The following is an 11,776-nucleotide window of genomic DNA, read 5'->3' as shown; positions in this document are numbered from 1 at the left end:
CCCGCTGCCGTTCGACACCGCGGCCTTCGACGCCGGGGGGCTGCGGATGCTGCGCCCGGGCCAGCGGGTGCGGATCGAGGTGGCGGGCGAGGGCGAGCAGCGCCGGGTCGTCCTCGTCACGCTCCAGACGTTCTGAACGGCGCGGACAGCACCGCGGACAGCACCGCGGACAGCACCGCGGACAGCACCGCGGACAGCACCGCGGGCCGGGCTCCCTCGGGGAGCCCGGCCCGGCGCGTGAACAGTGCGGCGCCTGTGCGCCGCCGGCTAGCGCTTCCTGGCGGTGGTCTTCTTCGTGGTGGTCTTACGGGCGCTCGTCTTGCGCGCCGGGGCCTTCTTGGCGGCGGCCTTGGCGGTCGCCTTCTTGGCCGTCGTCTTCTTGGCGGGGGCCTTCTTGGCGGCGGCCTTGGCCGGGGCCTTCTTGGCCGCCGCCTTCTTGGCCGTCGTCTTCTTCGCAGGAGCCTTCTTGGCGGTCGCCTTCTTGGCCGCGGCCTTCTTCGCGGCGACCTGGAGGCTGCCCTTGGGAGCCTTCTTCACGGCGACCTCACCGCCGCGCGGGAGCTTCTTGGAGCCGCTCACCAGGTCCTTGAACCCCTGACCGGCACGGAAGCGGGGCACCGAGGTCTTCTTGACCCTCACGCGCTCCCCGGTCTGCGGGTTGCGGGCGTACCGGGCGGGCCGTTCCACCTTCTCGAACGAACCAAATCCAGTGACTGAAACTCGCTCCCCGGCGACGACCGCCCGGACGATGGCGTCCAGAACTGCGTCGACGGCCTCGGCGGCCGACTGACGGCCGCCAACCTTGTCGGCAATCGCTTCTACGAGCTGCGCCTTGTTCACGTCTTCCCCTTCGGAGACATTGCCGGAATCAATGTGTTCAAGCCTTTTCGCACGTTAGGCAGATATATACCGCAAATCAAACACGAAACGGGCTAATCACCCTTGTGCCGCAACGCACTCGATCGTCACGGACTTCCGTCGGTGTCGGGATCTTGGGGGAAACGGCCCTCGTCGAGGTCGTTCATCAACCGCTCCAGACGCTTTGCCGCATCTGCGAGATCGTGTTTCGCCGCTGAGGTGATGACCAGCAGCTTCCGGGACAGCGCCATCCGTACGCCCTCCGGGACTTGCAGTGCGCGCACTCTTGCGTGCGCTTCCTTGAGCCGGTCGGCGACGATGCCGTAGAGCTCGAGTTGGCCGTCGCGTTCCATGCACTGATTGTGCCATCTGAGGCGAGTTGTCGCTTCACGGGGCCTCAACATGCCGATGCGCCGCCGGTCCGAGGACCGGCGGCGCATCTTGCCAAACCCGCTCTGTACAGGGAGAACCGGGGGGTCAGACCTCCACCGTGCTGGGCTTGAAGGAGGGACGACGCGCCTCGTACGCGGCGATGGATTCGTCCTCCCTGAGGGTGAGGCTGATGTCATCCAGCCCCTCCAGGAGTCGCCACCGAGCATTCTCGTCAAGCTCAAAATCAGCCGTGATGCCCTCGGCTCGAACCTGGCGGTCGACGAGGTCCACGGTGACCTCCGCGGCGGGGTCCGCCTCGACCAGCTTCCACAGCCGGTCCACGGTCTCCTGCGGCAGGACGACGGTCAGCAGCCCGTTCTTGAGGGAGTTGCCGCGGAAGATGTCGGCGAAGCGGGACGAGATGACGGCCTTGAAGCCATAGTTCTGAAGCGCCCATACCGCGTGCTCGCGCGAGGAGCCGGTGCCGAAGTCGGGACCGGCCACCAGCACCGTCCCACCCTTGTACGCGGCCGAGTTGAGCACGAACTCCGGGTCCTTGCGCCAAGCCTCGAAGAGTCCGTCCTCGAAGCCGTCGCGGGTGACCTTCTTGAGCCAGTGCGCCGGGATGATCTGGTCCGTGTCCACATTGCTGCGGCGCAGCGGAACGGCCCGGCCGGTGTGCGTGGTGAATGCTTCCATGACTGCTCAGGCCCCCACGGGAGTCGATACGGCCGCGTCGGACAGATCGGCGGGCGAGGCCAGATGGCCCAGCACCGCGGTGGCGGCGGCCACCTGCGGCGAGACCAGATGGGTCCGGCCGCCCTTGCCCTGCCGCCCCTCGAAGTTGCGGTTGGAGGTGGACGCCGAGCGCTCACCGGGCGCGAGCTGGTCGGGGTTCATGCCCAGACACATCGAACAGCCCGCATGCCGCCATTCGGCGCCGGCGGCGGTGAACACCTTGTCCAGCCCCTCCTCGACCGCCTGGAGGGCGACCCGCACCGAGCCGGGGACCACCAACATCCGTACGCCGTCGGCCACCGAGTGGCCGGACAGCACCGAGGCGGCGGAGCGCAGGTCCTCGATCCGGCCGTTGGTGCAGGAACCGACGAAGACCGTGTCCACCGCGATGTCGCGCAGCGGCTGACCTGCCGTCAGACCCATGTACTCCAGGGCCTTCTCGGCGGCGAACTGCTCGCTGGCGTCCTCGAAGGAGGCCGGGTCCGGGACCGACTCCGACAGCGGAGCGCCCTGGCCGGGGTTGGTGCCCCAGGTGACGAACGGGGCGAGCTCGGTGGCGTCGATGACGACCTCATGGTCGAAGACCGCGTCGTCGTCGCTGCGCAGGGTGCGCCAGTACGCGACGGCCGCGTCCCAGTCGTCGCCCTGGGGGGCGTGCGGGCGGCCCTCCAGATAGGCGAAGGTCGTCTCGTCCGGGGCGATCATGCCCGCGCGGGCGCCCGCCTCGATGGACATGTTGCACACGGTCATCCGGGCCTCCATCGAGAGCTTCTCGATGGCGGAGCCGCGGTACTCGATCACATAGCCCTGGCCGCCGCCGGTGCCGATCTTCGCGATGATCGCCAGGATCAGGTCCTTGGCGGTGACGCTCTCGGGCAGCTCGCCCTCGACGGTGATCGCCATGGTCTTGAACGGCGCGAGCGGCAGCGTCTGGGTCGCCAGCACATGCTCGACCTGGCTGGTGCCGATGCCGAACGCGAGCGCGCCGAAGGCGCCGTGGGTCGAGGTGTGGCTGTCACCGCAGACCACGGTCGTACCGGGCTGGGTCAGTCCGAGCTGCGGTCCCACCACGTGGACGACGCCCTGCTCGACATCGCCGAGCGGGTGCAGCCGGACACCGAACTCCGCGCAGTTCTTGCGCAGCGTCTCCAACTGGGCGCGGGAGACGGGGTCCGCGATCGGCTTGTCGATGTCGAGGGTCGGGGTGTTGTGGTCCTCGGTCGCGAGGGTGAGATCGGTACGACGGACCGTGCGGCCGGCCTTGCGCAGGCCGTCGAACGCCTGCGGGCTGGTCACCTCGTGCAGCAGGTGCAGATCGATGAAGAGAAGGTCGGGCTCGCCTTCGGCGTGCCGGACGACATGATCGTCCCAGACCTTCTCCGCGAGTGTCCGTCCCATCGCATTCCCTCCGACCGGCGCCAGTGCCGGCCCAACTTGTCTCGACTGCGCGCCCTGGTCTGCGGGCCCGCCATTTACAGGGTCGCGGGTCTCCCCGGAAAATGAACTTGCGTTTCACAGTGTGAGACGCGAGTATCGTTTCATGGACAACTCTAGCGGCGTCGGCGTTCTCGACAAGGCGGCTCTGGTATTGAGCGCCCTGGAGTCCGGCCCGGCCACCCTCGCCGGACTGGTCGGGGCGACCGGTCTCGCCCGCCCCACGGCACACCGGCTCGCGGTCGCACTCGAGCACCACCGGATGGTGGCACGCGACATGCAGGGACGCTTCATCCTGGGCCCCCGCCTGGCCGAGCTCGCGGCGGCGGCGGGCGAGGACCGGCTGCTCGCCACGGCCGGTCCGGTGCTCACCCATCTCCGGGATGTGACCGGCGAGAGCGCGCAGCTCTACCGGCGCCAGGGAGACATGCGCATCTGTGTCGCCGCGGCCGAGCGGCTGTCCGGACTGCGGGACACCGTGCCGGTCGGCTCCACCCTCCCCATGAAGGCCGGCTCGGCCGCCCAGGTCCTGATGGCCTGGGAGGAGCCGGAGCGGCTGCACCGCGGACTGCAAGGAGCCCGCTTCACCGCCACGGCGCTGTCGGGCGTACGACGGCGGGGCTGGGCCCAGTCGATCGGCGAGCGGGAGCCCGGCGTGGCATCCGTCTCCGCGCCGGTGCGCGGCCCCTCCAACCGCGTGGTCGCCGCCGTCTCGGTCTCCGGACCGATCGAGCGGCTGACCCGCCACCCGGGCCGGATGCACGCCCAGGCCGTCATCGACGCGGCGGCGCGCCTGACCGACGCCCTGCGCCGAGGGAATTGATCACGACCCGTTACGCACCCTTCAGGCTCAGCCGGTCGGCCGCGCGGTCACCGCGGCGGCCGGCCGGGGCCACGCCGGTGGCCTCGCCCAGGCCGAACGCCGGCATGTTGAGGTAGATCGCCTCGTGCGCCCCGGCCGGTACGACATAGGTCTCGTGCCAGAAGCCGACCTTGCCCCGGCCCTCCCGCATCCGGCGGTTGAACGCGGCCCAGGCGGGACGGTGCTCCTTGTCCTGGGCCGACGCGTACTCCAGCAGCTTCTCGTGCGAGTCCCAGTACTGGACGACATAGAGCACCCGGGGCGCGCCGAACAGGAGCTGATAACCCAGCATCCCGCTCCCCTTGTCCCGCGACAGCTCGCGGAGCATTCGCGGCATCGCTCTGAAGACCGGCAGCCAGCTTCGCAGCGCGCGGAAGCGGTTGATGCGCATGCCGACCAGAAAGATGGTGACCTCCCCCTCGGCCTCGGCGGTCATACGGCCGGCGAACAGCTCGGTACCCATGGTGATCCCCTTGCCCCCACGGTCGGGATAGTCTTGGATAGCGGCGCTATCCATCGCTTGGATAGTGCCACTCCCCAACGGAAGGTGCAACAGGGATGCGACTGGCGGAGCTCAGCGAGCGCAGCGGAGTGCCCACCGCGACGATCAAGTACTACCTGCGCGAGCGGCTGCTGCCGCCGGGAGAGCGGATCACCGCCACCAAGTCCGAGTACGGCGAGGAGCATCTGCGCCGGCTGCGGCTGGTGCGCTCACTGATCCAGGTCGGCCGGATGCCGGTGGCCACGGCGCGCGAGGTGCTGGAGGCCGCCGAGGACGAGTCGCTCAGCCAGAACGCCCGGATGGGAGCCGCGGTGTGGGCGCTGCCGCACGGCGCCGAGCCCGATGAGGACGATCCGCACGCGGCGCGGGCCCGGGAGCAGGTGGACACCGTGCTGCGGCGGATGGACTGGTCCCACGGCCAGGAGCTGGGCGACACCTCCCCCGCCTACCGGATGCTGGTCGCGGCCATCGCCTCGCTGGACCGCCTGGGATATCCCCATGACACCGAGCATCTGCTGGTGCACGCCCGGCTGGCGGGTGAACTGGCCGTCGCCGACCTGGATCTGGTGGAGACCTACGACACCCCGCCCGAGCGGATCGAGGCGGTGGTGGCGCTGACGGTGCTCTATGAGCCGGTGCTGCTCAGCCTGCGGCGGCTCGCGCAAACCGAGGAATCCGGGCGCCGCTTCGCGGAGTGAGCCGTGGCCAGGGCATGAATTCGCGGAATGACCAGGGCACGAAAAAGCCCCCCGCTGTCGCGGAGGGCTTTTCGCTGGTACCCCCGACCGGATTCGAACCGGCGCTACCGCCTTGAGAGGGCGGCGTGCTAGGCCGCTACACAACGGGGGCCTGAATCAGCACAGGTGCTGCGCTGGGCTACCAGGACTCGAACCTAGACTAAATGAACCAGAATCACTCGTGCTGCCAATTACACCATAGCCCATGGTATAGACCAGTACCCCCGACCGGATTCGAACCGGCGCTACCGCCTTGAGAGGCCGGCGTGCTAGGCCGCTACACAACGGGGGCCCTAGCGATCTCCGTCTTTCGAAGAGATCCGTACCCCCGACCGGATTCGAACCGGCGCTACCGCCTTGAGAGGGCGGCGTGCTAGGCCGCTACACAACGGGGGCCCTAGCGATCTCCGTCTTTCGAAGAGATCCGTACCCCCGACCGGATTCGAACCGGCGCTACTGCCTTGAGAGGGCAGCGTGCTAGGCCGCTACACAACGGGGGCTTGATCCTGCTTTGAATCAAGAGATCCATCACTCATCCGACGGGTCTCTTGCTGGGGTACCAGGACTCGAACCTAGACTAAGTGAACCAGAATCACTCGTGCTGCCAATTACACCATACCCCACCAAAACGCCACCCCCGTAAGGGGTTTTGTCTGGCTTGCGCCCCGGTCCGGCCTCTCGGCCCGCCCGTCCGGCGCAGGAAGAACATTACCCGATGGTGGACGGGCCACCAAAACGAGTATCACCGCGAGTGGCGCCGCCTCACAGGCCCAGGCGGCGCCCCGCGCGGCTATCCCGCCAGCTTCGCCAGCGCCGCGTCCACCCGGGCCAGTGTGCGCTCGCGGCCCAGGACCTCCAGGGACTCGAACAGCGGCAGCCCGACCGTGCGGCCGGTGACCGCGACCCGCAGCGGTGCCTGGGCCTTGCCCAGTTTGAGGCCGTGCTCCTCGCCGGCCGCGAGGACCGCGGCCTTCAGGGTCTCGGCGTCCCAGTCCGCCTCGGCGAGCCGGGTACGGACCGAGGCCAGCAGCGCGTCGGCGCCCGGCTTCATGGCCTTGGTCCAGGACGCCTCGTCCCGGGCGGGCTCGTCCAGGAAGAGGAAGTCCACGTTCGCGGTGATGTCGGACAGGACCGTCAGCCGGGTCTGGGCCAGCGGGGCCAGCGCCGCGAAGCCGTCCGCGTCGAAGGCGTCCGGGGACCACGGCGCGTGCGGGGCCTTCAGCCAGGGCTCGCACGCCTCGATGAACGCCTTCACATCCAGCAGCCGGATGTGGTCCGCGTTGATCGCCTCGGCCTTCTTGAGGTCGAACCGCGCCGGGTTGGCGTTCACCCCCGAGATGTCGAACGCCTCGACCATCTCCGCCGGCGAGAAGACGTCCCGGTCGGCGGAGAGCGACCAGCCCAGCAGGGAGAGGTAGTTGAGCAGCCCCTCGGGGAGGAAGCCGCGCTCCCGGTAGAGGTTCAGCGAGGACTGCGGATCGCGCTTGGAGAGCTTCTTGTTGCCCTCGCCCATGACATACGGAAGATGGCCGAACGCGGGCACCTCGCCGGAGCCCACACCGATCTCGGCGAGCGCCCGGTAGAGCCCGATCTGCCGCGGGGTGGAGGAGAGCAGATCCTCGCCGCGCAGCACATGCGTGATCTCCATCAGCGCGTCGTCCACGGGGTTGACGAGCGTGTACAGCGGCGCGCCGTTGGCCCGCACGATGCCGTAGTCCGAGACGTTCTCGGGGGTGAAGGTCAGCTCACCGCGCACCAGGTCGGTGAAGGTGATCGGCTCGTCCGGCATCCGGAAGCGCACGATCGAGACGCGCCCCTCGGCCTCGTACGCGGCGATCTGCCCGGCGGTCAGGGTGCGGCAGGTGCCGTCGTAGCCGGAGGGTCGGCCGGCCTTGCGGGCCGCCTCGCGGCGCTCCTCCAGCTCCTCGGCGGTGCAGTAGCAGCGGTAGGCGTGGCCCGCCTCCAGCAGCTTGTCCGCGACCTCGCGGTAGAGGTCCATCCGCTGCGACTGGCGGTAGGGCGCGTGCGGTCCGCCGACCTCGGGGCCCTCGTCCCAGTCGAAGCCCAGCCAGCGCATGGCGTCCAGGAGCTGTGTGTAGGACTCCTCGGAGTCGCGCGCGGCGTCGGTGTCCTCGATGCGGAACACCATGGTGCCGCCGTGGTGACGGGCGAAGGCCCAGTTGAACAGGGCCGTGCGGACCAGGCCGACATGGGGGTTGCCGGTCGGCGAGGGACAGAAACGAACTCGCACGGGGGCGGAGGGGGATGCGCTAGCCACGCTTGATCACCTTGTTGGTGAGAGTGCCGATGCCTTCGATGGTGACGGCGACCTCGTCGCCGACGGAGAGCGGGCCGACGCCCGCCGGAGTGCCGGTGAGTACGACGTCGCCGGGGAGCAGCGTCATCGCCTCGGTGATGTGCACGATCAGATCCTCGATCGGGCGCACCATCTCGCTCGTCCGGCCGAGCTGACGCTGCTCGCCATTGACGGTGCACATGATGCCGAGATCGGCGGCGCGCGTCAGGTCGATATCGGTCTCCACCCAGGGGCCCAGCGGACACGAGGTGTCGAAGCCCTTGGCCCGCGCCCACTGCTTCTCGCTCCGCTGGGCGTCGCGGGCCGTGATGTCGTTGCCGCAGGTGTAGCCGAGGATGACGTCCTTGACGCGCTCACGCGGAACCTCCCGGCACATCCGTCCGATCACCACGGCCAGCTCGGCCTCGTAGTGCACCTCGGAGGAGAAGGAGGGATATGTGACGGGGTCGCCGGGGCCGATCACGGAGGTGGACGGCTTGAAGAAGACGACCGGGACCTCGGGGACCTCGTTGCCCAGCTCCGCCGCGTGCTCGGCGTAGTTGCGCCCGATTCCGACGACCTTGTTCGGCAGAACGGGCGGCAGCAGCCGGACCTTGCTCAGCGGGACCTTCTGGCCCGAGCGCTCGAATTCGGCGAAGGGGTGGCCCTTGATGATGTCGATGACGGGGCCGTCCTGATCGGACGGCTCACCCTCCACCACGCCGAAGGCGACGTTGCCGTCGATGGAGAATCTGGCGATGCGCACGGGAAGCCTTGGCTCCTTGACTGAACTCGCTGGAGACTGACGCTCCAGGCTATCGCTCCGCGTCCCGCGCGCCGCCGTCCCGCCTGCCGGGAGTGGTGGCGTCCGCCACAGCCCCGGCGAATCAGTGGCCCGGGGCCTCGGTCAGCACGGTGCGCTTGGGGTTCGCGGTCCGGTTCGGCAGGTCGACGCGGTGCTCCGACTGCTCCTCGGGCGCGGCCGGCAGGTCGCCGGCGTCCTTGATGTCCTGGGCCTCTCCCAGCTCTTGGACGTCCTTGAGATGGGCCAGGGTGGTGCGCCGCGGGTTGGCTATGGAGTGGAACATCATCGTCGTCTTCACTGGGTTTACGCCTCGTTCTTGTCGTCCGTACCGGCTGTGTAAAGCGTCAGGCTAGAGGCGGCCTTGCCCATGGAATCGCAGGAAAAGTCACCGTCAGCATGTGATATTGCTCACGAAGGATCGGGCAAAAGCCACATAGAAGACAGTTGCGCAATCGCCCTAAACGGACATCGCCTACCCGAACGCGACGTTCCGCTCTTGATCATCGCTAGCCGGACACTCGATTGCGACCTTCGGTTCGTACCCGAAAGTCCGTTATCGCCGACATGGCTTTCTACGTCCCGTAATAAAGTCCGCACTGAGCGTCACACGGATCACAGCCTTATCCGTTGCCCTTGTTGCAGCATCCGGCACTGTGCTGGAATTCCCGGGACCGCCGCGGGAATCACCGGCGCGCACGGGGGCGCAGCACAGAGGCGCCGAGCGGCGGGGGGCTCCTCTTGTCGACATGAAAGGAAGCGCGCCGGTCACTCACGACCGACAGGGGGGATCGCGGTCCCCCACGACTCGACACCGCTCCGCCGGTTCTTCCGGAGGGCGCCTGGTCCAGAGGTTGCGACGCTAGTGCAGGGACGTATCAAGAGGGATGGTATGGGGGCTCCCCAGGCCCGCCAGGGCCGTGGGGACGCTTCGGCGGACCCGGAGCCGCGTGGCGGGACCGACCACGGCTCCTCGCCCCAGCGCGCCCAGGGGAGCAGCGGCAGGACCCTGGGTGATCAGAGCCCCGAGGCCGGCACGCAGAGCGCTACCCGGATCAGTGCGCCCAGCGGCGGCGGAGACGCGGAGCAGCCTGCCAAGCCGAAGCCCTCCGGCCCCACCGGGCCCGGCAATCGCATGGCCCTGCGCAACTGGCGCATCAGCACCCGACTGGTCTCCCTGCTCACCCTCCCGGTGGTCGCGGCGACCACCCTGGGGGCGCTGCGCATCGAGGGCTCGCTGAACAACATCGAGCAGCTCGACCAGATGAAGCTGCTCACCAAGATGACGCAGCAGGCCACCCAACTGGCCAGCGCGCTCCAGGAGGAGCGCGACAAGTCGGCCGGTCCGCTGGCGGGCAAGGGGAACGACAAGGACGACCGGGTCGTCTCCACCCGTGAGGACACCAACCGCGCCATCACGGCCTTCCGCGAGGCCACCCATCAGATCGACCCCGGCGACCAGTCGCTGGCCGGTGTGCAGTCCACGCTCGTCAACATCGACCGTCAGCTCGGCAAGATCAACGAGGTCCGTGACACGGCCTACGACAACAGCGAGTACTACTCGCTGACGGTCCAGAACTACAACGAGCTGATCAACTCGCTGCTGCTGCTCTCCCAGGACATGGCGCAGGCGACCAGCAACCGCGCGATGATCAACAACACCCGCGCGCTCGCCACCTTCTCCTCGGCCAAGGAGTACGCCTCCATCCAGCGCGCGCTCATCAGCGCCGCGCTCGCCGACCCCAAGGGCGCCGACTTCTCCGCCAACGACCGCCGCTTCGCCAGGACCGCGGTGGACAAGGAGAACGAGGCGCTCGGCCGCTTCAAGCAGATCCGCCAGGGCAACTCCGAGGATCTGCTCGACCCGCTGGACAGCCGCCCCGACATCAAGGCGGCGACCATGTACGCCGACCGCGCGGTGCGCGACCCCGAGGGGCTGAAGGCGGAGAAGCGCACCGATCTTGACTGGTACGACCAGGACAGTATCAAGATCGAAGAGATGGGCAAGATCGAGCAGACGCTGCTCAGCGAGATGCAGCAGAAGGCTCGTGAGCTCCGCGACTCCGCCCAGCAGGACGCCATCCTCAACGGTGCGCTGATCCTCCTGGTCCTCGGCGTCTCCCTGGTCGGCGCCTTCGTCGTCGCCCGCTCCATGGTCCGCTCGCTGCGCCGCCTCCAGGACACCGCGCAGGAGGTCTCCCAGAAGCGGCTGCCCGAACTGGTCAAGCAGCTCTCCGAGTCCGATCCGCAGGATGTGGACACCTCCGTCGAATCCGTCGGTGTGCACAGCCGGGACGAGATCGGAAAGGTGGCCGCGGCCTTCGACGACGTGCACCGCGAGGCGGTCCGGCTCGCCGCCGAGCAGGCGCTGCTGCGGGGCAACGTCAACGCGATGTTCACCAACCTCTCGCGCCGCAGCCAGGGCCTCATCCAGCGCCAGCTCTCGCTCATCTCCGAGCTGGAGAGCCGCGAGGCCGACCCGGACCAGCTCTCCTCGCTCTTCAAGCTGGACCACCTCGCCACCCGTATGCGCCGTAACGGTGAGAACCTCCTGGTGCTCGCGGGCGAGGAGCCCGGCCGCCGGTGGACCCGGCCGGTGCCGCTGGTGGACGTGCTCCGCGCGGCCGCCTCCGAGGTGGAGCAGTACGAGCGCATCGAGCTCAGCTCGGTCCCGGCGACCGAGGTCGCGGGCCGGGTCGTCAACGACCTCGTCCACCTGCTCGCCGAGCTGCTGGAGAACGCGACGTCCTTCTCCTCGCCGCAGACCAAGGTCAAGGTCACCGGTCATGCGCTGCCCGACGGGCGGGTGCTGGTCGAGATCCACGACACCGGTATCGGGCTCTCGCCCGAGGACCTGGCGGCGATCAACGAGCGGCTGGCCTCCCCGCCCACGGTCGATGTGTCGGTGTCCCGGCGCATGGGCCTGTTCGTGGTCGGCCGGCTGTCGCTGCGGCACGGCATCCGCATCCAGCTCCGGCCGTCCGACTCGGGCGGTACGACGGCGCTGGTCATGCTGCCGGTCGATGTCGCCCAGGGCGGCCGGAAGCCGGCGCCGCAGGCCGCCGGCGGCAAGTCGGGCCAGGGTGCGCCGGCCGTCGGTGGTGGTCAGGGCAACGGCTCGGCCGGACTGCTCGGTTCGGCGCCCTCGCGGCGCCAGGTCCCGGGCTCGGGTCCG

At 68.9% G+C, this 11,776-nt stretch carries 11 protein-coding genes, 6 tRNA genes and 1 pseudogene; 4 read left to right on the top strand and 14 right to left on the bottom strand.

The annotated features are described in order from the left end of the window. Positions 1-136 (top strand): annotated as a pseudogene (locus KN815_RS31790) (2-phospho-L-lactate guanylyltransferase); the annotation flags it as partial. A 131-nt stretch (positions 137-267) separates the two neighbouring features. Here the strand turns inward: KN815_RS31790 and KN815_RS31785 are convergent. The 4 genes from KN815_RS31785 to leuC all read right to left on the bottom strand — a co-directional run bounded on the left by KN815_RS31785 (position 268) and on the right by leuC (position 3,366). Next, entirely contained in the window at positions 268-840 is a 573-nt protein-coding gene (locus KN815_RS31785; protein ID WP_216345319.1) for an HU family DNA-binding protein, read from the bottom strand. 125 nt (positions 841-965) lie between these two features. Then, complete coding sequence (locus KN815_RS31780; protein ID WP_014055151.1) at positions 966-1,211, bottom strand: SCO5555 family protein; 246 nt, start codon at positions 1,209-1,211, stop codon at positions 966-968. 124 nt (positions 1,212-1,335) lie between these two features. Further along, positions 1,336-1,929: a 3-isopropylmalate dehydratase small subunit gene (gene leuD, locus KN815_RS31775; RefSeq protein WP_216345318.1), complete on the bottom strand. Its 594-nt coding sequence runs from the start codon at positions 1,927-1,929 to the stop codon at positions 1,336-1,338. Positions 1,930-1,935: 6 nt separating this feature from the next. After that, the gene (gene leuC / locus KN815_RS31770) at positions 1,936-3,366 is read right to left on the bottom strand and encodes a 3-isopropylmalate dehydratase large subunit (protein WP_216345317.1); all 1,431 of its coding nucleotides are present in this window, start codon (positions 3,364-3,366) and stop codon (positions 1,936-1,938) included. 142 nt (positions 3,367-3,508) lie between these two features. Between leuC and ndgR the strand changes: the two genes are divergently transcribed. Further along, complete coding sequence (gene ndgR, locus KN815_RS31765; RefSeq protein WP_216345316.1) at positions 3,509-4,225, top strand: IclR family transcriptional regulator NdgR; 717 nt, start codon at positions 3,509-3,511, stop codon at positions 4,223-4,225. A gap of 10 nt (positions 4,226-4,235) precedes the next feature. On the opposite strand, the gene KN815_RS31760 is transcribed toward ndgR, so the two are convergent. Beyond that, positions 4,236-4,727 carry a DUF4188 domain-containing protein gene (locus KN815_RS31760; protein ID WP_216345315.1) on the bottom strand — a complete coding sequence of 164 codons (492 nt, stop codon included), beginning with the start codon at positions 4,725-4,727 and terminating at the stop codon, positions 4,236-4,238. A 95-nt stretch (positions 4,728-4,822) separates the two neighbouring features. On the opposite strand from KN815_RS31760, the gene KN815_RS31755 reads away from it, so the two are divergent. Next, positions 4,823-5,464, top strand: coding sequence for a MerR family transcriptional regulator (locus KN815_RS31755; protein WP_216345314.1), 642 nt, complete (start codon positions 4,823-4,825; stop codon positions 5,462-5,464). 75 nt (positions 5,465-5,539) lie between these two features. Here the strand turns inward: KN815_RS31755 and KN815_RS31750 are convergent. The 9 genes from KN815_RS31750 to KN815_RS31710 all read right to left on the bottom strand — a co-directional run bounded on the left by KN815_RS31750 (position 5,540) and on the right by KN815_RS31710 (position 8,902). After that, a tRNA-Glu gene (locus tag KN815_RS31750) sits at positions 5,540-5,615 on the bottom strand. Between the two features lie 22 nt (positions 5,616-5,637). After that, positions 5,638-5,709 (bottom strand) — tRNA-Gln (locus KN815_RS31745). Positions 5,710-5,722: 13 nt separating this feature from the next. Beyond that, positions 5,723-5,795, bottom strand: a tRNA-Glu gene (locus KN815_RS31740). Positions 5,796-5,826: 31 nt separating this feature from the next. Next, a tRNA-Glu gene (locus KN815_RS31735) sits at positions 5,827-5,899 on the bottom strand. Between the two features lie 31 nt (positions 5,900-5,930). Continuing rightward, a tRNA-Glu gene (locus KN815_RS31730) sits at positions 5,931-6,003 on the bottom strand. Positions 6,004-6,054: 51 nt separating this feature from the next. Next, positions 6,055-6,126, bottom strand: a tRNA-Gln gene (locus KN815_RS31725). Between the two features lie 167 nt (positions 6,127-6,293). Next, the gene (gltX, locus tag KN815_RS31720) at positions 6,294-7,781 is read right to left on the bottom strand and encodes a glutamate--tRNA ligase (protein ID WP_216345313.1); all 1,488 of its coding nucleotides are present in this window, start codon (positions 7,779-7,781) and stop codon (positions 6,294-6,296) included. Beyond that, positions 7,774-8,565: a fumarylacetoacetate hydrolase family protein gene (locus KN815_RS31715; protein WP_216345312.1), complete on the bottom strand. Its 792-nt coding sequence runs from the start codon at positions 8,563-8,565 to the stop codon at positions 7,774-7,776. Before KN815_RS31715 ends, gltX begins: the two co-directional genes overlap by 8 nt. A gap of 121 nt (positions 8,566-8,686) precedes the next feature. Beyond that, positions 8,687-8,902, bottom strand: coding sequence for a hypothetical protein (locus KN815_RS31710; protein WP_216345311.1), 216 nt, complete (start codon positions 8,900-8,902; stop codon positions 8,687-8,689). A 564-nt stretch (positions 8,903-9,466) separates the two neighbouring features. On the opposite strand from KN815_RS31710, the gene KN815_RS31705 reads away from it, so the two are divergent. Next, a partial coding sequence (locus KN815_RS31705) for a sensor histidine kinase (RefSeq protein WP_372458533.1) occupies positions 9,467-11,776 on the top strand: 2,310 nt, incomplete at its 3' end.

The organism is Streptomyces niphimycinicus (assembly GCF_018883605.1).
GTDB classification, from domain to species: domain Bacteria; phylum Actinomycetota; class Actinomycetes; order Streptomycetales; family Streptomycetaceae; genus Streptomyces; species Streptomyces niphimycinicus.
This window is presented reverse-complemented; position numbering and strand designations above follow the sequence as displayed.

Bases quoted from the DNA above. Each gene is read 5' to 3' on its own strand.
- KN815_RS31780 (WP_014055151.1), bottom strand. From the start codon at position 1,211: ATGGAACGCGACGGCCAACTCGAGCTCTACGGCATCGTCGCCGACCGG.
- leuD (WP_216345318.1), bottom strand. From the start codon at position 1,929: ATGGAAGCATTCACCACGCACACCGGCCGGGCCGTTCCGCTGCGCCGC.
- leuC (WP_216345317.1), bottom strand. From the start codon at position 3,366: ATGGGACGGACACTCGCGGAGAAGGTCTGGGACGATCATGTCGTCCGG.
- ndgR (WP_216345316.1), top strand. From the start codon at position 3,509: ATGGACAACTCTAGCGGCGTCGGCGTTCTCGACAAGGCGGCTCTGGTA.
- KN815_RS31760 (WP_216345315.1), bottom strand. From the start codon at position 4,727: ATGGGTACCGAGCTGTTCGCCGGCCGTATGACCGCCGAGGCCGAGGGG.
- KN815_RS31755 (WP_216345314.1), top strand. From the start codon at position 4,823: ATGCGACTGGCGGAGCTCAGCGAGCGCAGCGGAGTGCCCACCGCGACG.